22 protein-coding genes and 7 pseudogenes are annotated in these 26,457 nt (G+C 31.5%); 12 read left to right on the top strand and 17 right to left on the bottom strand.

Annotated features, from left to right (window positions below):
• Positions 1 to 92: 92 nt before the first annotated feature.
• From AC1RYN_RS13620 to AC1RYN_RS13555, 14 genes and pseudogenes are all read right to left on the bottom strand, one after another.
• Complete coding sequence (locus tag AC1RYN_RS13620) at positions 93 to 653, bottom strand: hypothetical protein (RefSeq protein WP_481807397.1); 561 nt, start codon at positions 651 to 653, stop codon at positions 93 to 95.
• A gap of 275 nt (positions 654 to 928) precedes the next feature.
• Positions 929 to 1,291, bottom strand: coding sequence for a hypothetical protein (locus AC1RYN_RS13615; protein ID WP_481807396.1), 363 nt, complete (start codon positions 1,289 to 1,291; stop codon positions 929 to 931).
• Entirely contained in the window at positions 1,275 to 2,273 is a 999-nt protein-coding gene (locus AC1RYN_RS13610; RefSeq protein WP_481807395.1) for a DUF2157 domain-containing protein, read from the bottom strand. The genes AC1RYN_RS13615 and AC1RYN_RS13610 overlap by 17 nt, the downstream gene beginning before the upstream one ends.
• Positions 2,274 to 2,392: 119 nt before the next feature.
• Positions 2,393 to 3,673 (bottom strand): argininosuccinate lyase, encoded by a 1,281-nt coding sequence (gene argH / locus AC1RYN_RS13605; protein ID WP_264285986.1) that lies wholly within the window; start codon positions 3,671 to 3,673, stop codon positions 2,393 to 2,395.
• A 228-nt stretch (positions 3,674 to 3,901) separates the two neighbouring features.
• Positions 3,902 to 4,972 (bottom strand): M20 family metallo-hydrolase, encoded by a 1,071-nt coding sequence (locus tag AC1RYN_RS13600; protein WP_481807394.1) that lies wholly within the window; start codon positions 4,970 to 4,972, stop codon positions 3,902 to 3,904.
• 89 nt (positions 4,973 to 5,061) lie between these two features.
• Positions 5,062 to 5,838 carry an acetylglutamate kinase gene (gene argB / locus AC1RYN_RS13595; RefSeq protein ID WP_481807393.1) on the bottom strand — a complete coding sequence of 259 codons (777 nt, stop codon included), beginning with the start codon at positions 5,836 to 5,838 and terminating at the stop codon, positions 5,062 to 5,064.
• Positions 5,839 to 5,935: 97 nt separating this feature from the next.
• Positions 5,936 to 6,884 (bottom strand): annotated as a pseudogene (locus tag AC1RYN_RS13590) (N-acetylornithine carbamoyltransferase).
• A gap of 269 nt (positions 6,885 to 7,153) precedes the next feature.
• Entirely contained in the window at positions 7,154 to 7,915 is a 762-nt protein-coding gene (gene proB, locus AC1RYN_RS13585; protein ID WP_481807392.1) for a glutamate 5-kinase, read from the bottom strand.
• A gap of 212 nt (positions 7,916 to 8,127) precedes the next feature.
• A pseudogene (locus AC1RYN_RS13580) lies at positions 8,128 to 9,276 on the bottom strand (glutamate-5-semialdehyde dehydrogenase).
• 100 nt (positions 9,277 to 9,376) lie between these two features.
• Positions 9,377 to 10,515, bottom strand: a pseudogene (locus AC1RYN_RS13575) (aspartate aminotransferase family protein).
• Between the two features lie 147 nt (positions 10,516 to 10,662).
• A complete protein-coding gene (argC, locus tag AC1RYN_RS13570) occupies positions 10,663 to 11,640 on the bottom strand; it encodes an N-acetyl-gamma-glutamyl-phosphate reductase (RefSeq protein WP_481807391.1) in 978 nt (325 codons plus the stop codon).
• On the bottom strand, positions 11,633 to 12,826 hold the full coding sequence (locus AC1RYN_RS13565; RefSeq protein ID WP_195736327.1) for an argininosuccinate synthase: 1,194 nt from the start codon (positions 12,824 to 12,826) through the stop codon (positions 11,633 to 11,635). Before AC1RYN_RS13565 ends, argC begins: the two co-directional genes overlap by 8 nt.
• Before the next feature lie 4 nt (positions 12,827 to 12,830).
• Positions 12,831 to 13,448, bottom strand: coding sequence for a GNAT family N-acetyltransferase (locus AC1RYN_RS13560; protein WP_264285995.1), 618 nt, complete (start codon positions 13,446 to 13,448; stop codon positions 12,831 to 12,833).
• A gap of 569 nt (positions 13,449 to 14,017) precedes the next feature.
• Positions 14,018 to 16,279: pseudogene (locus AC1RYN_RS13555) on the bottom strand (M1 family metallopeptidase).
• 183 nt (positions 16,280 to 16,462) lie between these two features.
• On the opposite strand from AC1RYN_RS13555, the gene AC1RYN_RS13550 reads away from it, so the two are divergent.
• The 4 genes from AC1RYN_RS13550 (at position 16,463) to AC1RYN_RS13535 (ending at position 18,709) form a co-directional block, all read left to right on the top strand.
• Positions 16,463 to 16,933: an aldose epimerase family protein gene (locus AC1RYN_RS13550; protein ID WP_481807390.1), complete on the top strand. Its 471-nt coding sequence runs from the start codon at positions 16,463 to 16,465 to the stop codon at positions 16,931 to 16,933.
• Positions 16,934 to 16,980: 47 nt separating this feature from the next.
• Positions 16,981 to 17,319 carry a hypothetical protein gene (locus AC1RYN_RS13545; protein ID WP_481807389.1) on the top strand — a complete coding sequence of 113 codons (339 nt, stop codon included), beginning with the start codon at positions 16,981 to 16,983 and terminating at the stop codon, positions 17,317 to 17,319.
• 18 nt (positions 17,320 to 17,337) lie between these two features.
• Positions 17,338 to 17,895, top strand: a complete 558-nt coding sequence (locus tag AC1RYN_RS13540; protein ID WP_481807388.1) for a GNAT family N-acetyltransferase — start codon at positions 17,338 to 17,340, stop codon at positions 17,893 to 17,895.
• 256 nt (positions 17,896 to 18,151) lie between these two features.
• On the top strand, positions 18,152 to 18,709 hold the full coding sequence (locus tag AC1RYN_RS13535; RefSeq protein ID WP_481807387.1) for a DUF3575 domain-containing protein: 558 nt from the start codon (positions 18,152 to 18,154) through the stop codon (positions 18,707 to 18,709).
• Between the two features lies 1 nt (position 18,710).
• On the opposite strand, the gene AC1RYN_RS13530 is transcribed toward AC1RYN_RS13535, so the two are convergent.
• Both AC1RYN_RS13530 and AC1RYN_RS13525 read right to left on the bottom strand, forming a co-directional pair.
• A complete protein-coding gene (locus tag AC1RYN_RS13530) occupies positions 18,711 to 18,938 on the bottom strand; it encodes a VF530 family protein (protein ID WP_481807386.1) in 228 nt (75 codons plus the stop codon).
• Between the two features lie 307 nt (positions 18,939 to 19,245).
• Entirely contained in the window at positions 19,246 to 19,671 is a 426-nt protein-coding gene (locus AC1RYN_RS13525; protein WP_481807385.1) for a hypothetical protein, read from the bottom strand.
• Between the two features lie 146 nt (positions 19,672 to 19,817).
• Here AC1RYN_RS13525 and smpB point away from each other — a divergent pair, with 146 nt between their 5' ends.
• The 3 genes from smpB (at position 19,818) to AC1RYN_RS13510 (ending at position 22,096) form a co-directional block, all read left to right on the top strand.
• A complete protein-coding gene (smpB, locus tag AC1RYN_RS13520) occupies positions 19,818 to 20,270 on the top strand; it encodes an SsrA-binding protein SmpB (RefSeq protein WP_481807384.1) in 453 nt (150 codons plus the stop codon).
• Between the two features lie 78 nt (positions 20,271 to 20,348).
• The gene (locus AC1RYN_RS13515) at positions 20,349 to 20,978 is read left to right on the top strand and encodes a hypothetical protein (protein ID WP_481807383.1); all 630 of its coding nucleotides are present in this window, start codon (positions 20,349 to 20,351) and stop codon (positions 20,976 to 20,978) included.
• Positions 20,979 to 21,088: 110 nt separating this feature from the next.
• Positions 21,089 to 22,096 (top strand): helix-turn-helix domain-containing protein, encoded by a 1,008-nt coding sequence (locus tag AC1RYN_RS13510; RefSeq protein WP_481807382.1) that lies wholly within the window; start codon positions 21,089 to 21,091, stop codon positions 22,094 to 22,096.
• Between the two features lie 131 nt (positions 22,097 to 22,227).
• Here AC1RYN_RS13510 and AC1RYN_RS13505 read toward each other — a convergent pair whose 3' ends face one another.
• Complete coding sequence (locus AC1RYN_RS13505; RefSeq protein WP_481807381.1) at positions 22,228 to 22,869, bottom strand: protein-L-isoaspartate(D-aspartate) O-methyltransferase; 642 nt, start codon at positions 22,867 to 22,869, stop codon at positions 22,228 to 22,230.
• A gap of 143 nt (positions 22,870 to 23,012) precedes the next feature.
• Here AC1RYN_RS13505 and AC1RYN_RS13500 point away from each other — a divergent pair.
• The 5 genes and pseudogenes from AC1RYN_RS13500 to AC1RYN_RS13480 all read left to right on the top strand — a co-directional run.
• Positions 23,013 to 23,977 (top strand): annotated as a pseudogene (locus AC1RYN_RS13500) (Gfo/Idh/MocA family protein).
• 87 nt (positions 23,978 to 24,064) lie between these two features.
• Positions 24,065 to 24,957: pseudogene (locus AC1RYN_RS13495) on the top strand (3-hydroxyacyl-CoA dehydrogenase family protein).
• Between the two features lie 12 nt (positions 24,958 to 24,969).
• The gene (locus AC1RYN_RS13490) at positions 24,970 to 25,629 is read left to right on the top strand and encodes a YggS family pyridoxal phosphate-dependent enzyme (protein ID WP_481807380.1); all 660 of its coding nucleotides are present in this window, start codon (positions 24,970 to 24,972) and stop codon (positions 25,627 to 25,629) included.
• 39 nt (positions 25,630 to 25,668) lie between these two features.
• Positions 25,669 to 25,869, top strand: coding sequence for a four helix bundle protein (locus AC1RYN_RS13485; RefSeq protein WP_481807379.1), 201 nt, complete (start codon positions 25,669 to 25,671; stop codon positions 25,867 to 25,869).
• Positions 25,870 to 26,095: 226 nt separating this feature from the next.
• Positions 26,096 to 26,416: pseudogene (locus AC1RYN_RS13480) on the top strand (3'-5' exonuclease); the annotation flags it as partial.
• Between the last annotated feature and the right edge of the window lie 41 nt (positions 26,417 to 26,457).

Below are 26,457 nucleotides of genomic sequence, written 5' to 3'. Positions count from 1 at the left end.
ATTAATGCTAGGTTATAGACATAAAAAAAGCCCCCCCTGAATTAATTTTAATTCAGGGGGCTTTTCACATCTTACTTTCTACAAAAGGCATTTTACCAATTAAAAACTTCCTCCTGAGCCTCCTCCGCTAAAATTCCTCCTCCAAACTCCATTGGTGATTCCTCAGGCTTAACTTCTGGCTTCATTCCAAATGTAGATGCTATAATTAAAGCTTCGGCATTTAATAATGAATTTGAGTTATCAAATCGGTCCGATTTAAATGTTATTCCTTTTTCATTGTCTCTTATTTTTCTTATTGCAAAGTAAGTAAATGCAAATAGTAATAGTCCCCCAAAAGTTAACGCTACTTCTGTCGGTAAAACATGATGATAGGTTCTAAAAGTAAAAATTGAAAAACAAAAGGATAGAAAACCGATCCAAAGCAAAACTCTATCTTTGTTACGTAATCCAAAAAACAAATAAAGAACGGGAACTATAAACGTAAAAATCCAAAAGAACATGCTAAATGGAATTTCCGGGCTTATTTCATAATAACCATCAGATAAGCTTGCTGAAAACTCTCTTACAACAAAATAATTCCCTGATAAATAGAATAATATTAAACTGAAATTTTTCATCAAAAGAAATCCATTATAATAAAAAGGATCTTTCAAATTTTGAATACTCTACTACTATAATACATTGCAATTGCATAAAGCATTAATACAAATGGTAAAATAACACTTCCTAATTCAATATAATTAAAGAACACAAATCCTAATGTTGTGGTCGATGCTAAGCAAAAAAATTAATGCCGAAGACAAATGTAAATAACGCAAATACATAAAAAAAGAAACTACTGTTACAGTAACCATACTAGCTAACATATCTCCATTGCTTACATTTAATATGTTTGTTGTAAAAGACATTGCTACAGCTATCGCCAAAGTTAATTCGGTGCTCCTAATACAAAAGCATCATCTAAACCGTATCCATAATATCTTTGTTGTGCTAAAAACTCAGTCCCTAAAAACCCAATAATTGCGAACAGATAAACTAAAACAATAATAAAATCATTAGAGGAAGCACTTATTCCTAATAAAGAAACTGTTCCGCAAATAGACGAATACAAAAAGACTCCTAATAAAAAGAACCCAATACGAATTAATATATTATCCTGACTTTTAAGTACTGGTAATTCTTTAGAAACAGTATCTAATTGCTCTTTAGTTATAAAATTAGCTTTCTGTAAGTTCTCAGCTTCGTTAACCAAAAAAATATTCTTCAATAAATTCTTATCGTATACTATCATTTGCTTTTTGTTTATTGAAATTTTTAATTAATTTGATAAATAAAACAATAGATCCTATTATATAAAAAGGAGTTAAAACCATTATAAATTCAAAGAAATCATCGGCATTTATAAACTCTAAAAATTTAAAAACTATAATATTAATACCAATGTAGGCGTATATAATTGTAAACACAAATAATGAAATTGCAGGAATTTGATAGCTTACTTTGTAGAAATAATAAACAGAAGCTCCTAAGACAATTGCAAAAATTAACCAATAACCTTGAAATAGGTTATTGATTGCAGCAATACTTATCAAATGCAAAGCATAAGTAAGGTAAATAAAATTGAAATGTATTTTTAAATTAATCTTTGTGCTATAAATAGTCCAAAGGATCAATAAACCTCCTAATATAATTGCCGAATAACTTAAGGTATCTGTTGTATAAAAATCATTGCTAAGTAAGGTTTGCGGGCTTACCGAAAGACCTATATAAGCTGTTAAACCTGTTACAGCAATTGTTAATACGCTTTTATTGTCAAAATAATAAGCACAAAAGAAACTTATAATCGTAGGAACTAATGTAGCCAAACCATAATGAGTCCCGAATAGCTCGTATTGAAATTGAATGTACCCAACAAAAATACAGCTAAGAATTGTCGCTGTAAGGACTAAATATTGTAATACTGGATTTTCAAAACTAGAATCTTCTTTTTGAAATCCTTTTGAATTTTTAAAGCAAAAATAAAAACAGATTACTGTTACAATTAAAAGCAAAGATAAAATAGCTACATGACCTATTGTATCTATATTTTGATAAATCAAGATTCCAATTCCTGTTGTAAATAACAAAACCGATAGGTATAGGAATAATTTTAATTCGTTATGTAGCGAAAAAATCCCTAAACTGCGATAGGCTTTTACCTGTACAAATTGTTGTTCGGTAATTAAGTTCTTCTCAAAAAGTTTTTGAGTTGCCTGTTCATCAAATTGTGTCATACTATTACTTTAAGATAACTATGTATCAAATATATGTATTTAGTATGAATTTTCTGTTTTTAATAAAAAAGGATTTACCAAAAAAAATGCACTATGAAATCATAGCGCATTTTCGTAAATTAATAAGAACTCTTCATCTTATCCTTTATAGCATCTAAACACAAATTATTAATACTTCCTTCGTGTGTATGTTTTGTTTCTTTAGGAGACTTAAATGTGCCATTTTCTAATTGCTCAGCAACTTCTTTATATGCATCTCTAAACGGCATTCCTGCTACAACCATTTCATTTAATGTATCTACTGTAAACAAGTAATCGTATTTTTTATCTTCTAAAATATGGTCTTTTACTGCAATGTCTTTTATGGAGAAAATTGCAATGTCTAAACAAGCTTTAAGATTTTGAATTGCTGGAAACAGTCCTTCTTTTAAAAGCTGTAAATCTCTATGATAGCCACTTGGTAAGTTATTTGTAATTAAAGTGATTTCATATGGTAATGCTTGTATTTTGTTACATTTTCCACGAATTAATTCAAATACATCAGGGTTCTTTTTATGCGGCATGATGCTCGAACCTGTTGTAAGATGCGATGGCAAGCTGATAAAATCAAAATTCTGACTCATATACAAACAAACGTCCATTGCAAATTTAGACAGTGTTGCTGCAACACTACTCATTGCAAAAGCAACTGTTTTTTCTGCTTTACCACGACTCATTTGCGCAGCTACTGCATTGTACTTTAAAGTTTCGAATCCTAGCTCTTTTGTTGTAAATGTTCTATTTATAGGAAATGAACTTCCATAACCTGCCGCTGATCCTAATGGATTTTGATCTACAATTTTGGCAGCAGCATTAAGCATTGTAATATCATCAATAAGACTCTCTGCATAAGCAGAAAACCACATTCCGAATGACGATGGCATTGCTATTTGTAAATGTGTGTATCCTGGCAATAATACATTTTGATGTTTCTCGGCTGATTCCATCAACAAGTCAAAAAGGCTTTTTACTTGTTCTTTTAATGCCTTTACCTCATCTTTTAGATACAAATGCACATCAACCAAAACTTGATCGTTACGAGAACGTGCTGTGTGGATTTTCTTCCCTGCATCGCCTAATTTCACTGTTAGTAAGTATTCGATTTTGGAATGTACATCTTCAAAACTATCTTCGATTACAAAATTTCCTTTTTCAGCATCGGCAATGATTTCGTTTAATGCATCCACTAACGAATTGGTTTCATCTGCAGTTAAAAGCCCTATTTGACCCAACATTTTTGCATGTGCTATTGACCCCAATGCATCGTATTTTGCTAGGACCAAATCAAGCTCTCTATCATTCCCAACAGTAAATTGTTCGATTTGTTTATCAGTTGGTATTCCTTTTTCCCAAAGTTTCATAAGCTATATGTTTTTTGTTTCACAGAGTTTCGCAAAGAGACTCGAAGATTCACAAAGTTTTGTTTTATTATTATGTTTCTTATTCCCTGAATGTCCTAGCCCCGATAACAGTGAAAATCCTTTTTCTGGCTTCTTTAGCCAGGAAAAGATTGAAACGAATAGCGGGAAAGAGCTCCTAATTATCCTTCGACTCCGCACAGGATGACAAAAGATAACAAGAAGATGATATTATAATTTAAAGAAATCAGTTAGTATTTTAATATACAATTCAATTCCTTCTTCAATTTCATTGATAAAAATAAATTCGTCTGCCGAGTGTGAACGCAATGTTTCTCCTGGTCCTAACTTTAATGACTGACAGCTTAAAACCGATTGATCGGAAAGCGTTGGCGAACCATAAGTTGTTCTTCCTAGAGCAATTCCTGCTTGAACCAAAGCATGTGCAACTGGTATTGAGGATGCATTAAGGTGCATAGAACGCGGTGTTACTTCAGCTTTTACATTGGCTTTTACCACTTCTAAAATCTCGGTATTTGAATAACAATCGTTTACACGAATATCAACTACCAAATCACATTCTGATGGTACTACGTTATGCTGTTTTCCTGCATTTATTTGAGTTACCGTCATTTTTACTGGCCCTAAAACGTCGGATATCTTATCGTATTTATAGTTTCTAAACCATTCCATTACAGGAATAGCATTGTATAACGAGTTATCATCATTTTGATGGGCTGCATGACTTGCTGTTCCTTTTACCTTTACATCTAACACTAATAATCCTTTTTCGGCTACAGCCAATTGCATCAATGTTGGCTCCCCTACAATTGCGCAATCCAACTCTGGTAAATGTTGCAAAACACTATTTAATCCATTTTTTCCACTGCTTTCTTCTTCTGCAGAAGCTACGATTACCAAATTATATGGTAACTTTTCGTTGTTATAAAAATGTACAAACGTTGCCAATAGCGAAACCAAACAACCTCCTGCATCATTACTTCCTAATCCAAATAATTTGCCATCTTTTACAATTGCTTTAAAAGGATCGTTTGTATATGCCTGGTTTGGCTTTACTGTATCGTGGTGCGAATTAAGTAAAAGTGTTGGTTTCTTTTCATCAAAATACTTGTTGAAAGCCCACACATTATTGTTTTCTCTCTTAAAAGGAATTCCGTTTTGATTGAACCAATTTTCGATTAAAAGTGCCGTTTGATCTTCCTCACTTGAAAAAGAAGGGGTTTCGATTAAACTTTTCAATAATGCTATTGCTTCTTGCTGGAGCTTTTCTATATTTTTCATTTTTTAAATAGGTACTGAAGTACTAAGATTCTGTATTTTCTAAGATTGCAAAAATCATGGTTTCTTAGAAACTTAGCAACTTTTTTCTTTTATAATTTAATCGTTGTGTGCAATATATTAGAATTTTGCAACATGCTATGGTGTCCAATCTTTATTGTTTGAACTCCTTTAGACAAGCTGTTAAAACAATTATCTAGCTTAGGAATCATCCCGGAATGAATCACCTTTTTGGTTTTTAATTGTACATATAAAGCTTCGTTTATTTCTGTGATTACCGATGAATCATCTTCTGAATCTGACAAAACACCTTGTTTTTCAAAACAATATGTAAGTGTAACTTCAAAGACTTCAGATAAAGCAATCGCTAATTCACTTGCAATCGTGTCAGCATTTGTGTTTAGCAATTGTCCCTTTTTATCGTGTGTAATTGCACAAAAAACTGGTACAATTTCATTTTCTAGTAATGTAGCTAGTAATTTTGTATTAACTTGCTTTACATCACCCACAAAACCATAATCGATTGTTGGATGATTTCTTTTTGTTGATTGGATTAAATTTCCATCAGCTCCTGAAAACCCAATTGCATTATTATTTTTAGACTGTAATTGCGCTACAATATTTTTATTAATCTGACCTGCGTAAATCATCACCACAACATCTAGCATTGCAGCATCTGTTATACGTCGACCATCAATCATTTGTGGAACCAAACCAATGCTTTCTGCCATTTTAGTAGCCGATTTTCCTCCTCCATGAACTAATACTTTATACCCTTCTATTTTAGAAAAATCGGATAAAAACTGTTCTAATTCTAATGGATTATCAATTATATTTCCGCCTATTTTTATTACTGTAACTTTTTTCATGAGGTTCAAAGGTTCAAGGGAACAAAAGGACAAAGCTTAGATTCAGTTTGTAAAATCTCTGAACCTTTCCCAACTTTGTGCCTTTGCACCTATAAAATTATAATTTCTTCAAAATCTTCTGCAACACCAATTGTGCTGAATATGTTCTGTTATTCGCTTGCTCGATTACGATTGAATTTTCGCCATCCAAAACTTCATCACTCACAATTACATTACGACGAACTGGAAGACAATGCATAAATTTTCCGTTGTTTGTTAAAGCCATTTTTTCGGCAGTAACTGTCCACGTTGGATCTATGTTGGTTACTTTTCCATAATCATTAAAATTACTCCAGTTTTTCACATATACAAAATCAGCATTTTCGAATGCTTTGTCTTGATCATATTCAATTTTACAGTCTTTTGTTATTTCTGGGCTTAGTTCATATCCTTCTGGATGCGTAATCACAAAGTCCATATTCTTTTGCATTTGCATCATTTCTACAAATGAATTAGCAACTGCCTGAGGTAAAGCCTTAGGATGTGGCGCCCAAGAAAGTACTACTTTGGGTTTATGTTTGGTTTTATATTCTTCCATTGTAATTGCATCTGCCAAAGATTGCATTGGGTGACGAACTGCACTTTCCATATTTACAATAGGTACTGTTGCATGTTTTATAAATCCTGAAATAACTGTTTCTGCATAATCTTTTTCTTTATTTTCTAAACCTGCAAAAGCACGAATCGCAATAATATCACAATATTGAGAAACTACCTCTGCTGCTTCTTTTATATGCTCTGAAGCACCTGAGTTCATAATTGCTCCATCCTCAAACTCTAGTGTCCATCCTTCATTGGTGAAATTCATTACCATGACATTCATCCCTAAGTTTAAAGCTGCTTTTTGAGTACTCAAACGCGTTCTTAAACTCGGATTAAAAAATAACATCCCTAAGGTTTTGTTCTTACCTTAGGTGTTGATTTTTTAGTGGCTTTTTCTTGATTTTTAACGCCCCTTTAACCCATTTTGATAATGAGTTGATATCTTGAATTGAAATATAGTTCATAATATATTGTTTAATTGTTATTTGTTTAACTGTTTAACCGAATAGTCGACTAACCGAATCAACATTTTTAAGAATAGTATCTGTTTTTATCTGTGTCTTTACTTTAGTAAATCCGCACTATCCGTGTTCTTCTTTTGACAATCATCATAATTTGAATTAAAAATATAGTTTATGTTTTCTTTTTTTATTATTATTTCTAAAAATCCCTATCACCCCTATTCCTATTTAATAATCATTATTCGAATTAATGATTAACCTAATCAACATCTTCAGACAATCTTGGTAAAAGGAATTTCATTTTTTAATGCTTTTAAAATAAAATTATCTTCTAATCCGTTTACGATCCAGGTTTCGATATTTGCTGCTTTGGCAATTGCCGCTGCTTCAATTTTTGATTGCATTCCGCCTGTTCCATGTGTTGACTTAGATTCTCCAATCTCTTTTTCTAAAAGCTGCAAATCATTTACTAAAGCTATTGTTTCCGGTGCTTCATTATAAATAGATGCTTTCGTATAAATTCCGCTTGTATTCGTAGCAATTATCAAAATATCTACATTTAACAAAACCGCCGTTAATGCAGCTAGTTTATCGTTATCTCCAAACTGAATTTCATCGGTTGCTACAGTATCATTTTCATTAATAATCGGAATGTAATTGTTCTCTACTAAAACATTTATTGTATTTACAATATTGATTTTGGATTGTTCTTTTTCAAAATCAGAATAGGACAACAAACATTGTGAGGTCAACAAACCTAAATCGCTAAAGTTCTCATGGAAAATCCGCATCAAATGAGGCTGACCAATCGATGCTAAAGCTTGTTTTACAATAATTTCCTTGCCTTTGCTCTCTAGTTTTACAAATTGTTTCGCCGCTGCAATAGCTCCAGAACTTACAATCACAAATTCGTACTTATCATTTAAAGCAGCAATTTGCATTCCAATATCCTCAATCTTTCCTCTCGAAATATGATTGGTTTCTTTGGTTAACGTATTACTTCCAATTTTTAATAAAATCCTTTTTTTAGTCATTTCTTTAAGTGGCTAAGGTTCTGAGTTTTTTATATTGTAAATTTTATTTTACCGCAATCCCGATAGCTATCTGGGCGCAAGACTTTTTTATATTGTTTGCGTTTACAAACGCTAAGTTCACAAAGCTATATCTATAACTAAATTTTAAAATCTAAAATCGTTATTCAGCAATCTAAAATTCTAAGATAGTATAACAATCTAAGAAGTTTAAATTACCTAATTTGTCCTTCTCCGTAAATATACCACTTATTGGTAACCAGATGTTGCAATCCAATTGGTCCCCGTTGGTGCAGTTTATCTGTACTAATAGCTAATTCTCCACCTAAGCCAAGTTGTCCTCCATCAGTAAATCGAGTTGATGCATTATGATAAACCGCCGCTGCATCTATAGACTCCATAAATTCCTGTGCAACAGCTTTATTTCTTGTGATAATTGCGGCTTAATGTCCGCCACAATATTTATTAATTTTTGCAATAGCCTCCTCTTCTGAAGCAATTGCCCCTAATACAATTTTATAATCCAAAAATTCTTCATACCAGATATCTTCATTTTCCAAAATGCTTGTATTTGCAAAAGATTCTAATGTTTTATCTACAATAATCTCTACTTTTGATTCATTTAGCTCCTCTATTAGAATAGCCAAAAACCCTTCAAAATTTGGCAATCGAGAATCTATTAAGACCTTATCTATTGCATTACAAGCTGAGATTTTAGATGTTTTTGCATTCAAAATTACTTTCAATGCGATATCTGTATCTGCTTCTTTATGAACGTAAACAAAATTATTCCCACGGCCACTTACGATTACTGGACAAGTTGCATGTGCCTTTACAAATTCAATTAACTTCTCTCCACCACGTGGTACAATTAAATCTACTTTTTGTGTTGGTTTTTCTAAAAAAGCCTGTGTTTCTTGCCGACTAAAATTTAAATATTCTACCCACTCTGTCGAAACATTATTCTCTGTTAAAGCTTGATGCCATAAGCTTACAATCTTTAGATTAGATTTTAATGCTTCTTTTCCTCCCTTAAGTAAAATTTTATTTCCTGATTTAAAGGCAATTCCACCAGCTTCAATTGTTACATCGGGTCTTGATTCATAAATAATCAATATCGTACCAAAAGCTGCCGTTTTATTACTGACTTTAATCCCATTTTCATGTATAAAATGAAACCTTTCTACACCAACAGGATCCTCCTGAGATGCTAACTGACTCAATGATAAAATCATTTCATCAATCTTCTTATTATCGACTTTTAAACGTTCTTCCATCGCTAAATCTGTGCCATTGTAAGCGGCTAAATCAGCTTGATTCGTCAGAATAATTTGGTTTCTTTCTTCTTCGACAAGCTTTGCCATCGAGAGTAAAACCAAATTTCGCTTTCAATTGATAATTGGTGGTTCATAATTTTTATAGTTGGTTGTTTGGTAGTTGTTGTATGTAGTTAGTAATGAAAAACTAATGTCCTAATTCGGCTAAACTCTCTTTCAATGCAACAATAAATACATCTATATCTGATTTTTTTACTGTTAATGAAGGTAAATTTTTAATAGATTTTTGTTGTTGGCACTTCCTGTAAAAATATGTTTCTCTACAATTAATTTTTTGCGAAGTGCTCCAATTTCAAAATCAAATTCCACACCAAGCATCAATCCTCTTCCTTTTACTTTTATAATTTGAGGCACTTGCTTAATTTGTTCAAAAAAGTAAGCCGAAACTTCATTTACATTATCCTGTAATTTCAGTTTTTCCATTACATCTAGAACTGCAATTCCTGCAGCACAAGATAAATGGCTTCCACCAAAAGTAGTTCCTAATAATCCGAAACTAGCTTCAAATTCTGGCGAAATTAAAATAGCTCCAACTGGAAAACCATTCCCCATTCCTTTTGCCACCGAAATAATGTCGGCCTTGATATTATGATGTTGGTATGCAAAAAACTTTCCGCTTCTTCCGTAACCTGATTGCACTTCATCTAATATTAAAACAGCATCGTATTTCTTACAAGCCTTTTCTAAAGCCTGAAAAAACTCTGTTGTTCCTTCATCTAAACCACCTACTCCTTGAATTCCTTCGATAATAACACTAGAAACATCTCCTTTTTGAAGTTCAGCCTCTACTAATTCGATGTTATTTAAAGGTAAAAAAGTAACTACTTGTTGTGCGTTTATTGGAGCTACAATTTTTTTGTTGTCTGTAACTGCAACTGCTGCTGAAGTTCTTCCATGGAAAGAATTATCAAAAGCAACTACTCTTGATTTTCCGTTATGAAAAGAAGCTAGTTTCAATGCATTTTCATTTGCTTCTGCTCCTGAACTGCATAAAAACAATTCATAATCTTCTAATCCTGAAAGTTTACCTAATTTCTCCGCTAATTCTACCTGCAAAGGATTCTGAATTGCATTAGAATAAAAACCTAAATTATCTAATTGATTTTTAAGTTTCGATACATAATCTGGTTGTGTGTGACCAATAGAAATTACTCCATGACCACCATATAAATCTAAATACTCAACTCCGTTATTGTCTGTAATTGTGCAATCTAATGCTTTTACAGGAGTTATGTCATAAAGTGGGTATACGTTAAATAAATTCATGTCTTCTTTTGTTTATTTTGTTTCAGGTTTAAAGTTTCAAGTTATGTTTAGAACGTGAAACTTCAAACTCGAAACTAGTTTAAGTTTCAGTATTGATATTTCAAGTTATGCAATGAACGCAGAACTTGAATCCTGAAACAAATTTTTCTAAAATCCGCTTGGTTTCAAATGTAAACCTGTCGTTTCTGGTAATCCAAACATTAAATTCATGTTTTGAATTGCTTGCCCAGAAGCTCCTTTGGTTAAATTATCGATTATTGAAGTAATCAATATCCGGTTTCCTTTTTTAGTTAAACTAATAATACATTTGTTTGTTTGTACAACCTGTTTCATATTGATATTGGTTGTAGTTACCGTTACAAACGGTTCGTTTTTATAAAAATCTTCATATTTTGCTACGATTTCATCTAAGCTCTCTTCTGCAGTAGTATATAATGTTGCAAAAATTCCTCTTGCAAAATCTCCTCTATTTGGAATAAAAAGTAACTCATTTGAATATGTTGCCTGCAATTGATTTACACTTTGATTTATCTCTCCTAAATGCTGATGATCAAATGCTTTATAATGCGACATATTATTTGATCTCCAACTAAAATGTGTAGTTTCTGAAGGACTTACGCCTGCTCCAGTACTTCCTGTCGTAGCATTAATATGTATGTCATTTTCTAAAAGCTGATTTTTTGCCAAGGGCAACAATGCTAATTGAATTGCGGTAGCAAAACAACCTGGATTGGCAATATAATTTGCTTTTTTAATAGCCGTTTTATTCAATTCTGGCAATCCATAAACGAATTGTTTTCCATCAAAATTTGAATCTTCAATCAATCTAAAATCATTTCCTAAATCAATAATTTTAGTGTGACCTGCAAATTTATTTTCTTGTAAAAATGAAATAGACTTTCCATGACCTAAACATAAAAATAATACATTTACATCTGGGTTAATTGCATCGGTAAAATCCATTTCAATATCTCCCAATAAATCGTGATGTGCTACAGATAATGGCTTACCTGCATTAGTGGTACTGTACACAAAATCGATATTCACATTAGGATGGTACATTAATATTCTTATCAATTCCCCAGCTGTATAACCTGAACCGCCTATTATTCCAACATTAATCATAGTCTAAGTGATTTACGGATGAAAATATATTTTGAGCATTTCCTAAAATCTTAATAAATCCTTTGGCATCATCAGATGTCCAAGCGTTGTTCATTTCTCCGTATTGACCAAATCCTGTATTCATTAAATCATTATCTGATTCAATTCCGTCAAGCGAAAAGTGATATGGTTTTAATGAAACAATTACAGTTCCATTTACTGTTTTTTGAGTATCTTCAAGGAAAGCTTCAATATTACGCATTACAGGATCCAAAAACTGACCTTCATGAAATAACATTCCGTACCAGTTTCCTAACTGTTCTTTCCAATATTGCTGCCATTTACCTAATGTATGTTTCTCTAATAAATGGTGTGCTTTTATAATTATTAACGGTGCAGCCGCTTCAAAACCTACTCTTCCTTTAATACCAATAATAGTATCTCCTACGTGAATATCTCTACCAATTGCGTATGCATTAGCTAGTTTTTCTAAGATAACAATATTTTTTGTTGGTGTATTTTTAATGTTATTCACACCTACTAATTCTCCTTTTTCAAATTGTAAAGTTACCTTCTCTTCACCATCTTTTTCTAATTGCGATGGATATGCTTCACTTGGTAAAGCCTGATTAGAAGTTAAGGTTTCTTTTCCTCCTACACTCGTTCCCCAAAGTCCTTTATTGATAGAATATTGTGCTTTTTCCCAAGAATAATGAACTCCATTTTTTTGCAAATAGTCAACTTCTTCTTGTCTTGACAGTTTTAAATCTCTAATTGGAGTAATAATTTCAATTTCGGGAGCGATAGTTTGAAAAATTAAATCAAATCTAATTTGATCATTTCCTGCTCCTGTGCTTCCATGTGCAATTGCCTCTGCTCCAACTTTTTTAGCATATTTTATAGCTTCAATAGCTTGAAAAACACGTTCAGCACTTACAGATAATGGATATGTATTATTTTTTAGTACGTTTCCATAAATCAAATATTTTATAGCTTTATCATAGTATTTATCTACGATTGTAAGATTTGCATGTTGTGCACTTCCTAATTCGTAAGCTCTTTCTTCAATAGCATTTAATTCTTCTTCATCGAAACCTCCTGTATTAATAAGTACAGTGTGGACTTCATATCCTTTTTCATTTTTTAAATATTTAAGGCAGTACGAAGTATCTAATCCTCCGCTATAAGCTAATACAACTTTTTTCATAATTTTATTTTTTTAAGAAAAGGGCTTGTTTAATTGATTTTAATCTATTGAGTACTTTTACGTTAAAAGGATGTTTTGGTGGATCCTTTTGTTTTTCTTTTGGATCGTACAACATTCCTGTGCATAAGCACATTTTATTTTCTTTACTTTTTAATATTTCATAATTTGTACAAGTTTTACAACCTGCCCAAAAGCTTGGATCACTTGTAAGTTCTGAAAAGGGAACTGGCTTATATCCTAAATCTGAATTGATTTTCATAACAGCCAAACCAGTTGTTATACCAAATATTTTAGCATCTGGAAACTTTTCTAATGAGTAATCAAAAACTTTTGATTTGATTTTTTTAGCTAAACCTAAATTTCTATAATCAGGATGTACTATTAATCCAGAATGAGCTACAAACTTGCCATGTTGCCAGCTTTCGATATAACAAAACCCTGCAAATTTACCATCTGCCAATGCAATCAATGCGTCTCTGTTTTCCATTTTTTTCTGAATGTACTCTGGAGTTCTTTTAGCAATTCCAGTACCTCTCAATAAGGCAGACGACTCTATAGTATCGCAAATTTCTTGCGCATATTTATAATGTTCTTCTTGTGTTACAACAATAGAGATCTTCATTTCAATAGTTGAAGTTAGGGTTAAAAAATAAAACATGATTTTTTTTCTGAAACCCAAGAGTTGCTTCAGCAAAGCTAAACAAAATACACGTAAAACCCTTAATATCAAAAACATGACATTGAGGTAATTTTAAACAAAACGTACTTTTAGGATGTGTTTGCCCAAAGGACAACTTAGGTAATTTCAAAACAAAAAAATGAATATAAATAAATACGACGAAAAACTCTTTTGAATACTATAGAGATAGCATCCGTACTTCGGGAGAAGTAGCAGGTGAGTTTGTCCGTGACAAAGAAGTTATATGTAAACTTATTTTATTCATCGATGCAAATTTACATCTTTTTTTTAATTACAATACTTAATTTTAAAATTGTAACATTTTTTTAATATAATGTTCCTTTTATAATTTTATCGCATTATAACAACTATTTTTTTAACAAAAATTAAATTTTCAATAAAAAAATCGGCTATTTAAGTTATACTCAAATAGCCGATTATAATAATTTACACTTTTTAAAGCTCTTTAAAAAAGCTCATAAGTGTTATTTTTAATATATATTAAATTCTGATTACTCTTTTGTAAATTCCATTACTTGTGAGTTTTCTAAAATTGTCATTTTTAATCCCGTTTTAGTAAATACAAATCTTAATCCAGCTCTTTGTGATTCAAAAGTATCAACTGCTCCAGCAACTGGATCAACTGTAAATTTAGGAAAATTAGGAAGCTCTACTGTTAAAGCATTATTTTTTTCTGTAAATGTGATTTTAAGAGGGGTGTTTTTACTAGAATATGTCCCTAAATAAGAATCTAAAACAACATCTTTTTCAATTTTACCACTTCCTGCTGTCCATACATTATTACTTTCATTACTATCTGGAAAAACGTGATCAGGATCAATTATAACACTTTCTATCTCTTCTGTAGAGTCAAATTTAAAAGACCACTCTGTATTTCTTTGCCAAATTTCAACTGGTAATTTTACTCTAGAAACTTTTCCGCTTTTAGTTTTTACGTCTATTACAACAGGCATTACCATTTTTTCAAAGTTCTCGATAGTAATAATAATTCCTTTTGTAGGATCATTTTTTACATATTTAATAGAGTTTACACCCTGATCAAAACGCCAGTTATTAACAAACCACCCTCTCCAGAACCAGCTTAAATCTTCTCCTGCAACATTTTCCATTGTTCTGAAAAAATCATCTGGTGTAGGATGCTTGTAAGCCCAACGCTCCATATAAGTACGAAAAGCAATATCAAAACGTTCTTTACCTAATATTTGTTCTCTTAAAATTACTAAACCTGAACTTGGTTTATAATAACACAACAAACCAATGTTTGCCTCCTTCATATTATCTGGAGAACTCATTATAGTTTCTAATTTAGGATTTGTAAATATCTCTGCCATTTTATGCAAATCTCTTTGTGCCTCTTTATACTCTCCTTTATTAAACTCAGCAGTACTTAATGAATTGATAAAAGTATTAAACCCTTCATCCATCCATCCAAATAGCCTTTCATTTGAACCTACAATCATAGGAAACCAGATGTGTCCAAATTCATGATCTGTAACTCCCCATAAATCTTCTCCTTTTGATTCCCAACTGCAAAACACAATACCTGGGTACTCCATTCCTCCTTCATTTCCTGCTACATTTGTTGCAACTGGATAAGGATATTCTAGCCATCTATTTGAATAATTTTCGATTGCTCCTTTAGTATATTCTGTAGAACGTCCCCAAGCAGCATCTCCTGCACTTTCAACAGGATAAGCAGAAAGAGCCAATGATTTTTTCCCACTTGGTAAATTAATTTTAGCTCCATCTAAGATAAATGCAGCTGAAGATGCCCATGAAAAATCACGTGCATTTTTTATTTGATAATGCCATGTTTTTTCTCCATTTACTGAAGTATTTCCTGCAGCAACTTCTTCAGCAGAACGAATCATAACTGTTTTATCACTTAGTGCAGCTTCTTTAAAACGTTTTTGCTGTTCAGTAGTATATACTTCAGAAGCATTTAATAATTCTCCTGAGGCAACTACAAAATGATTCGCAGGAACAGTTAGTTTTACATCAAAGTCACCATATTCCAAATAAAACTCTGAAGCACCTAAATACGGATGTGTATTCCAACCTCTTACGTCATCATACACACACATACGTGGATACCATTGTGCTATCGTAAATATTTTACCGTTTTTAGTTTCAAGAACTCCTGTTCTATCCGAACCTTCATCAGGAGCGATATAAGAAAACTCAATTTTAATTTTAACTCGACTTCCTTTTGCTGCCAATTCTTCTGGAAGAAAAATCTGCATTCTAGTATCAGTAACAATATATTTTGCATCTGTTTCAACTGATTTTTTCTTACCAAGTACAGTTACTTTTACTGACTTGATTTTGTTTCCACCATCAAAAACCTAACCTTGGGCTTCGTTACGGCTTCCTGTTAAAGGCACTACAGCATTTCCTCGTGAATCTTCTTTAAATAAATTTTGATCCAAATTAAGCCATACAAAAGACATTTTATCTGGGCTATTATTGGTATAAGTAATTTCATCTGTACCAATGATTTCATTAGTAACTCCATTTAATTTTGCAGTTATTTTATAATCTGCTCTATTTTGCCAGTATTCAGCACCTGGCTGACCACTTGCAGAACGAGTTGCTGTTCCATTTTTAGAATAGAACAATGGAGAGAATGCCTCATAATAATCGTATTTAGAAATAGGATTAGCATTTGCAGTAGGAACTTGTTGTGCCCATGTGGCCGAAATTCCAAACAATAAAGCCATAGATAATATGGCTCTCAAAGAGAGTTTTTTCATTTTTGTTGCTGTTTAACTAGCAAATTAATGAAAAAAAAAGCTATTTATGAATTAAAACCAAAATAGATTAATTCAATTTTACAGAAATTTTATCAAAAAATATTTTATCAGCTTTTTCAATAAAATTTAATTTTATAAATATATTTACAATTCGTTATCTTTTAATCTTTCAAAACCTAAATTTTGATTACAATTATTTCAAATTCAAAACTTACTGCTTCAATTAAACATGCTGGAGCCGAATTATTTTCATTAAAAAACAAACACAATAAAGAATATATCTGGGAAGGCAATCCTGCTTTCTGGGGCAAACATTCTCCTGTTTTATTTCCAATTGTCGGTACATTAAAAAACAATACCTACACAATTAACAACACATCATATCACTTACCACGACATGGTTTCGCTAGAGATATGCAATTTAATCTAATTTCTAAAACTGATGAAAGTGCTGTGTTTTCAATTCAATCAGATAATGAAACACTAAAAATATATCCTTTTAAATTTGAGCTTCAAATAATTTATACCTTAGTAGATTCGCAACTGGATATACGATATAAAGTAATCAATAAAACCGATTCTAACATGTTCTTTTCTATTGGGGCTCATCCTGCTATAGCGCTACCACAGAAAATTTCAAAGATTATGCTTTAGAGTTTAGAAAAAAGAGGCTCTAAAATATTCTTTATCTTGAAAATGATTTGATTTCTAACAAAACAAAACAATTAAAGCAAACAAAGAAAGGCCAAATTCATCTAAATTATTCACTATTTGAAAATGACGCATTAATCTTTAAGTCTTTAGAATCTAAGTCACTAACCATATCAGAAAACAATACACCATATGTAAAAGTTGATTTTTCTGACTTTCCTAGTTTAGGTATTTGGACAAAAGAAAACGCTCCGTTTATTTGTATTGAGCCTTGGTTTGGTTATTCAGATACTCCCGAAAATTCAGGAAATCTTTTCGAAAAAGAAGGAATTTTGACTTTAGAAGCAAATCAAACATTTAATTCGAAATTTAGTATCGAAATTTTATAATTTAATCTTAATTACCTCATGTTAACTCTTAATTTTTCTCCATTTCCTGTACTCGAAACTGAACGCTTACTCCTTAAAAGAATAACAAATGAGAATACTAGCGAAATCATAGCGCTGCGTTCTAATCCAGAAACTATGAAATACATTCCAAGACCGCTCATAACAACTAATGAGCAAGCATTGGAACATATATCTCAACTTAACAGCATTATAGAAACAAATGAGGGAATCAATTGGGGAATTACCTTAAAAGACAGCCCTAAAATAATTGGATTTATTGGTTATTTTAGAGTTCAGCCCGGAAACTTTCGTGCAGAAATAGGCTATATGTTATTACCTGAATTTCACGGAAAAGGAATTATTCCTGAAGCTGCAAAAAAAGTAATCGATTATGGATTTAATGAAATGAAACTACACTCTATCGAAGCTGTTATTGATCCTGATAATTTAGCTTCAGAAAGAGTTTTACAAAAAATGGACTTTGTAAAGGAAGGTCATTTTAAAGAATCGGAATATTATGAAGGACGTTTCTTAGACAATGTAATTTACTCATTACTAAACAAAAAAAGCCTTTAATCATTACAATTGTTGAAGTTACAAAGAAAATTAAAATATAGACTTCTCGTATAACTTCATAATTTGATATTGTAAATAAGAAAAAAAATACAACAAGAGAGATCTTTAGTATCCATATTTTCTTAAATACTTACATGATTTTAATTGATTCTTGTTAAATTTTAGAATTACAACAATACAACATAATGCATTGCGTTATATTTGCACCCGAAACTAGCAACCAAAACTAATTTATTGCTAGTAATTACTAGATTTTATGAAAAAAACATTTGCCTTAATCGTTCTTTTATTCTCAATTCAATCTTATAGCCAAACTTATATTAAAGCAAATGCTCTTACGGCTTTAGTCGCAATTCCTGATGTTGCTGTAGAAACAAGTATTGGCGAAAAACTAACTCTTAATATTGACTTAATGGCCTCTTTCTGGGAATCATTTGATGGAAAAAGCCCAATGAAATTTGCCACTTTTACTCCCGAAATTCGTTACCATTTTAATGAAAAATTCAATGGTTTATATTTTGGTGGGCATATTGGAGCAGACGTATATAAAATCCAAAAATGGAATTATTGGGATACCAACAAATACGAAGATGGATTTGGATATAGATTAGGAGCCACAATAGGATATCAAAAGAAACTAAATGATAAATTCATGCTTGACTTTTTTGTTAGTGGAGGATGGCATCAAGGTTTTTATAGAGGCTATTACAATGACGGAACACCTGGCCGTTATGAAAAAGCTCCTCATTATAACAAAAGTGGAGAATGGTTGCCTTATGGTGGTGGTATAATGATTTCTTATAAATTAAATTAAATTATACTGGAAATTTAGGAATCGATTTTACATATAAATCTTCTACTTTTTTTCTAGCCCAATCCGTTTTTCTTAAGAAAGTTAAACTAGATTTTATACTAGGATTTGAAGTAAAACATTTAACTGGAATTAATTCACCTAAAGTATCATACCCATAGTAACCAACTAGTTTTTCGAGTATTGCTTGAAGTGTTATTCCATGTAAGGGATTTTTATCTTGATTTTGCATTTTATATTTTTTAAATAAATAATAAAAAGACCGTACTATAAAAAGCACGGTCTTTCTTTTTTACAAATTTACTAAATTGAAATGTAAATAATCTTCTATAACTTAGAATATAAATTTAAACCCAACAGCAAGTGGTGTTGTTAAATTTGCACCACCAACAGAATAAGCTGAATCAACATTTGCCATATGTGCTAATCCAAAATTAGTTACAGTCGTTTTAGAACCATCTTTTGGATCTATAGTTGTAGATGTAAAATTCGCTAAATTATAAGAAAACTCAACTGAGAAGTATTTTGTTACGAAGTAATCAAATCCTCCTGATAGAGTTAAACCAAATTGGTTTATTTTTGGTATCTTTTTCTTTTTCCTTCCCTGTAATAATTGGCGCTGCTAATTGACCAAAGAAATATAGAGAAGACCCCCCAATATTCCAATATTTTCTTGCTAGTGGCTGAATAACTATCAAATCTGTTTTTACGTCAGTACCTTTATCTGTCTCTGATTTCATATTAATATACCCAATTCCTGCTCCAACAGCTACAGATGGCGTGATAAAAGTACCTACAATCGGAATTACTGATAAATTTGTATGTTTTACATCATCAGTTTTTGTTTGTTGGTAGCCAAATTGTGATGTTACAAACCATGCCCCTTTTAAGCCTTGATTTGCTTCCTGAGCCTTTACAGTTAACCCCATTAAAACAATACTAGCTAATGTTAAAATCTTTTTCATGTCTTTAAGTTTTTATTTTAAATTATTTAACAAACTTAGGCGTAAGTTTTTTCCTGAAAAATGATTAAAATCATAGTTTAAAAATTATCTTTAATTATCTTTGATTTTACTAAAGTTTTTCTTTTTTTATTTTACATTTGTACTCTATGTTAAAAACTGTCAATATACTCAACAAAAGAGCCCGCTTCGATTACGAAATAATAGATACCTACACTGCTGGAATTGTTTTAACCGGAACTGAAATCAAATCAGTACGACTTGGTAAAGCAAACATTACCGAAAGTTTTTGCGAATTTAGTGGTGATGAACTTTTTGCTATTAACACCTATATTGAAGAATATACCTTTGGAAATCAATTCAATCATAAATCAAGAAGTGAACGAAAATTGCTTTTGAATAAAAAAGAATTAAAAAATCTTCAAAAAAGTGTGCAGGCAAAAGGATTAACTATTATTCCTTTAAAGTTATTTACTAATGAAAAAGGGCTAGCTAAATTACAAATAGGACTTTGTAAAGGGAAGAAAAACTACGACAAACGTGAATCTTTAAAAGAACAAGATACCAAACGTGACCTAGACCGAATTAAGAAAGCTTTTTAATTTAATCTCCTTTTTAATAAAAGTCATATCTCGATATTTATACTTATTTTTACTACAATAAATTCTAAATTCCGATTTATGAAAAGAATATTTGTTGTATTAACTGTAATTTTATTATCTGGATGCGGTACTAGTTCTTCAATTGTCAGTAGTTGGAGAGATCCAGAAATAACAATTAGTTCAGAAAATTTCAAAAAAGTATTAGTCGTAGCTTTATTAAAAAATGAAGAAACCCGAAGAGTTATCGAGAACAGAATTACAGCAAGCAACCCTATTTTTCATGCTTCTTATCCATTTTTGAATGAAATTAGTAATGGCCTTACAGACGACCAAAAACTAAAAATACTAAACGATGAAAATTTTGACGGTGTCGTTACTATGCGATTAGTAAGCAAAGAAAAACAAACCGAATATGTTCCTGGAATAGATAACAGCATCTATTACGGAGGTTATAATGGTTTATTATATGGAGGTCCGTTTGGTAGCTGGTACGGAATGTACGGAACTGATTTTTACTCTCCTGGTTATTATGTAGAAAATACCTTTTACATAGTAGAAACAAATGTGTTTTCTTTAAAAGAAAAAAAATTAATTTGGACTGGCACAACAAAATCCTCAGATGTTACAAATATTGGCCTTACTGTAGATGATATTATAAGGACTATAATAAACGAAATGAAAAAAGACGGCACTCTGCCTAAAAAATAGTACTTACTATAAAATGATAGTATATAATAGCATTGAATTCATTTTTAATGCTATTTTTTTTACCAAAACAATGACTAAATTTGTCTTGACAATTAAAACCATGCTCTAGAATGAAAATGATACTTAAAAATGCTCGGGAACAAAAAGGTTTTAAAACCCGAGAAGTAGCACAATTACTCGAAATTGATCAAGCCTTAATAAGTAAATTTGAAAGTGGCACTCGAAAACCTACAAGAGAACAAATTATCAAACTTGCTTCATTACTCGATATTGATTTTGAAAATCTATTAATCGTTTGGTTAAAAGAAAAAATAATACATGAAATTGGGCATGAAGAATTAGCCCTTAAAGCACTACATCTCGCTGAAATCGAAATTCAGAATATTAAAAAAGCAGATACTTCAGTCATCCTATCATCACTACAAAACATTCTAGATGAAATTGAAGTATTAAAAGCAAAAATACAGTCATTTCAACAATTTGAATTACATAGAATTTCTAAAATTTTAGAGTTGCAATTTACATACGAAAGCAATCGTATTAATGACAACTCATTGACTCTACAAGAGACTAAAGCTGTAATTAATGAAGGGGTAACTATTGGAGGCAAGTCAATGCGTGAACATTTAGAAGCCGTAAACCACCATGAAACCATTTCCTATATTAAGGATTTGACTCAAAAAAACAGTGCTGTCAATGAAAAAGAATTATTAACAATTCACAATCAGATTTTAAGAGGAATAAAACCCGAACATGCTGGAAAATATAAAAATGATTCCTTAATTATTCGTGAAATGAGTTCATTCTTCAATTGGTTTGAAACCAATAAAAGTACACTGCATCCTATATTATTAGCTTCTGAAGCACATTTAAGAATTATAACAATTAGCCCTTTTGAAAGTGGAAATATTCAAATAGCTCATTTATTAATGAATTGGATATTAATCCAAAACGGCTATGTTTTTGCAACTATTCAAGGTGATAACGAGCATAAAAGTGAATATTTTTCGATTATAGCTGAAAGCCAAAATCAAAACGACAAGTCTATTTTTATAAACTATGTTGCACAGGTCGAAAAAGAAAATTTAAAACGTGCTATCCAATTAGTTTCTCAATAACTGTCTTACTAAAACTACAGTAAACACTAAAAAACCATTAAGAGATTAAGTTTAATTAAGCTTTTAAAATTCTTAATCTCCCTAAATCTCTTAATGGTAAAACTTTTTAGTATTGGCTACAAAACCAAAATTTAATTTTTATCTTCTAATAAAGGTACAAATCTAAATTCTCCAAACTCATGTTTTTCAAATTGGGTTTCGTTTTTACGAATTAATAATGTCATAATCTGAACATCTTCTCCAAGCGGAATCACTAGCCTTCCTCCTATTTTTAATTGTGCCATTAATGGCTGTGGAATAAATGGCGCTCCTGCAGTTACAATTATACTATCAAATGGTGCATAAGTCGGTAATCCTTTATAACCATCTCCAAAAGAAAGGTGTTTCGGGCGAATTCCTAATTTAGGAAATAAAACTGATGTTGTTTTAAACAGCTCATTTTGTCTTTCGACACTATATACCTTGGCTCCCAACATATATAATACTGCAGTTTGATACCCTGACCCAGTACCAATTTCTAATACTTTATGGTCTTTTTTAACTTCTAACAGCTGCGATTGAAATGCAACGGTGTAAGGTTGAGAGATAGTTTGCCCCGCACCAATCGGGAAAGCTTTGTCCTGATAAGCATAATCTTCAAAGCTAGAGTTCAAAAAAAGGTGTCTTGGGATTTTTTTTATCGCTTCCAAAACAGCTTTATCGGTAATTCCCTTTTGTTGCAAAGTGCTTACTAATTGATTCCGAAGTCCTTGATGTTTGGCAGTGTCTTTCAATGTTTGATCTTTTAATTTTGGTAAAAATAAGAAAGTAAATAGGATTTCAAATATTGATTCTTAAATATTAAATTACTAAAACTTTAAAGCATTCACTTTCACTTTCAACAAATAAATTATATTTTTGTTAAAAATACATTCTCATGTTAAAAGTAGGAGTTTTAGGTGCTGGCCACTTAGGTAAAATACATTTACGTTTATTACAACAATCTGATAAATATGAATTAGTTGGTTTTTATGACCAAAATCAAGAAAACGCCGAGAAAAATTCCAAGAATTCGGTTATAAAAATTTCAATACAATTGCTAAGTTAATACATGCTGTTGATGTAATTGATATTGTAACTCCAACATTATCACACTACAAATGTGCTAAAGTTGCCATTAAATCAGGAAAACACATTTTCATCGAAAAACCAATTTCGAATACTGTAGAAGAAGCCGAGGAAATTATTGCTTTAGCAAAAGAATATAAAGTAAAAGGTCAAGTTGGTCATGTTGAACGCTTTAATCCAGCATTCACAGCAACAAAAAACATTATCGAAAATCCGATGTTTATAGAAACACATCGTTTAGCCGAATTTAATCCCCGCGGTGACACGCTTCCTGTAGTATTTAGATTTGATGATTCATGATATTGATGCCATTTTAAGTGTAGTAAAATCGAAAGTAAAAAGTATCAATGCTAGTGGAGTTTCAGTAATTAGCGATACTCCAGATATTGCCAATGCCCGAATTGAATTTGAAAATGGTTGTGTTGCAAACTTAACAGCAAGCCGAATTTCGATGAAAAACATGCGTAAAACACGTTTTTTCCAAAGAGATGCCTATATTTCAGTTGACTTTTTAGAAAAAAAATGCGAAGTTGTTCGTATGAAAGATGCACCCGAAATACAGGTGATTTTGATATGATCTTGCAAAATGCAGAAGGAGTAAAAAAGCAAATCTATTTTACAAATCCAGATGTAGAGCAAAATAATGCAATTTTAGATGAGTTAGAATCTTTTGCAAATGCAATAAATACTGATACTGATCCAGTTGTAACTCTAGGACAAGCAACGGATGCATTAAGAGTGGCTTACCAAATTATTGACTGTTTCGATAAATAAAAATAACCTCAAAAAAAGTTAGCCATAAATTCATGAATTAATTCATGAATTTATGGCTAAAATTATAAAATATAGTACTTAAATAATATGAAAACAATAGCTGTAATCGGTGCTGGAACAATGGGTAACGGAATTGCTCATACTTTGCTCAAAGTGGTTTTGTAGTAAAACTAATTGATGTTTCTGAAAAATCTTTAGACAAAGGAATGGCAACCATTGCCGCTAACTTAGACAGAATGCTTGCAAAAGGAAGTATTACTGCGGAAGAAAAAGCCAAAACAATAACAAATATTATTACCTATACAGACATTAAAGATGGTGTTGTAGGAGTAGATTTAGTTGTAGAAGCTGCTACCGAGAATATTGATTTGAAGCTAAATATTTTCAAACAATTAAACGAAGCTTGTTCGCATAATACAATTTTGGCAACAAATACTTCATCTATCTCTATAACACAAATCGGAGCTGTTGTAGCACATCCTGAACGCGTTATTGGGATGCACTTTATGAATCCAGTGCCAATCATGAAATTGGTAGAAATTATTCGCGGATACAACACCAGCGATGAAGTTACTAAAATCATCATGGACTTATCCGTAAAATTGGGTAAAACTCCTGTTGAAGTAAACGATTATCCAGGTTTTGTAGCAAACAGAATTTTAATGCCTATGCTAAATGAAGCTATCGAAACATTATACAACAAAGTAGCTGGTGTTTACGAAATAGATACCGTAATGAAACTAGGAATGGGACACCCAATGGGACCATTACAACTAGCCGATTTTATTGGACTTGATGTATGTTTAGCTATTTTAAATGTAATGTACGACGGTTTTAAAAATCCAAAATATGCACCATGTCCACTACTAGTAAATATGGTACGTGCTGGAAAATTAGGAGTAAAATCTGGCGAAGGATTCTATGATTATAGTGAAAGTAAAAAAGCGGAGAAAATCTCAAAGCAATTTATCATTTCATAAAAAAGAAAAAACATGTCAATAGCATCAAATTTAACTACCATAAAAACTTCCCTACCAGAACATGTAACATTAGTTGCGGTTTCTAAAACCAAACCTGTTACTGATTTAATGGAAGCTTACGAAGCTGGTCAGCGTATTTTTGGAGAAAACAAAATCCAGGAAATGACAGACAAATGGGAAGAAATGCCAAAAGACATTCAATGGCACATGATTGGTCACGTACAAACAAATAAAGTAAAATTTATGGCACCGTTTGTAAATTTGATTCATGGAGTCGATAGTTTAAAACTACTACAGGAAATCAATAAACAAGCATTAAAAAACAACCGTGTTATTGATTGTCTGCTTCAAATACATATTGCCGAAGAAGAAACAAAATTTGGTCTTGACGAAAAAGAACTTGTATCGCTCCTAGCCTCAGATGATTTTCATAATTTGAAAAACATTCAAATTTTGGGTTTAATGGGAATGGCCACTTTTACCGAAAATCAAAACCAAATAAAGAAAGAATTCACCCATTTAAAATCAATCTTCGACTCTTTGCAAACTACAAAAACCGTAAACTGTAAATTAAATACTGTTTCTATGGGAATGTCAGGAGACTACCAACTTGCAATAGAATGTGGCAGTACTATGGTTCGCATTGGAAGTAGTATATTTGGAGGAAGATAAATTGCAAAAACCAATATCAATTCCAAAAACAATAGCTTAATGGAAAAAATATTCAATTTCGAAGATAGATTAGTTCGTTTTGCTGGAGAATGTATTTTCTTTACAAGGCAATTAGAAAAATTATTTGAAAATGAATATTATAAAAATCAATTAATTCGATCATCTGGTAGTGCTTGCTTAAATTTTGGAGAAGCACAAGCCACGATTACTAATAAAGATTTTATTTTTAAAGTTTCCTAGTTGCAAAAGAATTAAAAGAATCAAGAAACTCATTAAAAATTCTCAATTATATTAAAGAAGGAGATAGCGATAAAAGAAACAAACTTCTAATTGAAGTAGAACAACTTATTGCAATTTCATCAAAAATGATACTAAATAAAAACAATCAATAACAATGACAATAACAGTAGTAATTTTCAGGAATTGTTATTGAAATTGAAATTGTTTTTTGAAATTGACATTGATAATGTACGCAATACTAGACATAGAAACAACTGGAGGACAGTTTAATGAAGAAGGGATTACCGAAATTGCTATCTATAGATTTGATGGCCATGAAGTAGTTGATCAATTTATTAGTTTGGTTAATCCTGAAATTCCAATTCAGCCGTTTGTTGTAAAACTTACTGGTATCAACAATGCTATGTTGCGTTCAGCACCAAAATTTTTTGAAGTTGCCAAACGAATTATTGAAATCACCTCTGATTGTGTTATTGTGGCACACAATGCCTCTTTTGATTATAGGATCTTACGCACCGAATTTAGACGTTTAGGCTATGATTTTGAAGTGGTGCTGCCTCCCTAACAACAGGAGCATGTATTAACCTT

This window comes from Flavobacterium sp. TC780, assembly GCF_056783245.1.
The sequence above is the reverse complement of the archived record's forward strand: the minus strand, read 5'-3'. Positions and strand labels throughout refer to the sequence as shown.

Excerpts from the sequence above, each read along its gene's own strand:
- AC1RYN_RS13615 (WP_481807396.1), bottom strand. The coding sequence starts at position 1,291 with ATGATAGTATACGATAAGAATTTATTGAAGAATATTTTTTTGGTTAAC.
- AC1RYN_RS13610 (WP_481807395.1), bottom strand. The coding sequence starts at position 2,273 with ATGACACAATTTGATGAACAGGCAACTCAAAAACTTTTTGAGAAGAAC.
- argH (WP_264285986.1), bottom strand. The coding sequence starts at position 3,673 with ATGAAACTTTGGGAAAAAGGAATACCAACTGATAAACAAATCGAACAA.
- AC1RYN_RS13600 (WP_481807394.1), bottom strand. The coding sequence starts at position 4,972 with ATGAAAAATATAGAAAAGCTCCAGCAAGAAGCAATAGCATTATTGAAA.
- argB (WP_481807393.1), bottom strand. The coding sequence starts at position 5,838 with ATGAAAAAAGTTACAGTAATAAAAATAGGCGGAAATATAATTGATAAT.
- proB (WP_481807392.1), bottom strand. The coding sequence starts at position 7,915 with ATGACTAAAAAAAGGATTTTATTAAAAATTGGAAGTAATACGTTAACC.
- argC (WP_481807391.1), bottom strand. The coding sequence starts at position 11,640 with ATGATTAATGTTGGAATAATAGGCGGTTCAGGTTATACAGCTGGGGAA.
- AC1RYN_RS13565 (WP_195736327.1), bottom strand. The coding sequence starts at position 12,826 with ATGAAAAAAGTTGTATTAGCTTATAGCGGAGGATTAGATACTTCGTAC.
- AC1RYN_RS13560 (WP_264285995.1), bottom strand. The coding sequence starts at position 13,448 with ATGAAGATCTCTATTGTTGTAACACAAGAAGAACATTATAAATATGCG.
- AC1RYN_RS13540 (WP_481807388.1), top strand. The coding sequence starts at position 17,338 with ATGTTAACTCTTAATTTTTCTCCATTTCCTGTACTCGAAACTGAACGC.
- AC1RYN_RS13535 (WP_481807387.1), top strand. The coding sequence starts at position 18,152 with ATGAAAAAAACATTTGCCTTAATCGTTCTTTTATTCTCAATTCAATCT.
- AC1RYN_RS13530 (WP_481807386.1), bottom strand. The coding sequence starts at position 18,938 with ATGCAAAATCAAGATAAAAATCCCTTACATGGAATAACACTTCAAGCA.
- AC1RYN_RS13525 (WP_481807385.1), bottom strand. The coding sequence starts at position 19,671 with ATGAAAAAGATTTTAACATTAGCTAGTATTGTTTTAATGGGGTTAACT.
- smpB (WP_481807384.1), top strand. The coding sequence starts at position 19,818 with ATGTTAAAAACTGTCAATATACTCAACAAAAGAGCCCGCTTCGATTAC.
- AC1RYN_RS13515 (WP_481807383.1), top strand. The coding sequence starts at position 20,349 with ATGAAAAGAATATTTGTTGTATTAACTGTAATTTTATTATCTGGATGC.
- AC1RYN_RS13510 (WP_481807382.1), top strand. The coding sequence starts at position 21,089 with ATGAAAATGATACTTAAAAATGCTCGGGAACAAAAAGGTTTTAAAACC.
- AC1RYN_RS13490 (WP_481807380.1), top strand. The coding sequence starts at position 24,970 with ATGTCAATAGCATCAAATTTAACTACCATAAAAACTTCCCTACCAGAA.
- AC1RYN_RS13485 (WP_481807379.1), top strand. The coding sequence starts at position 25,669 with ATGGAAAAAATATTCAATTTCGAAGATAGATTAGTTCGTTTTGCTGGA.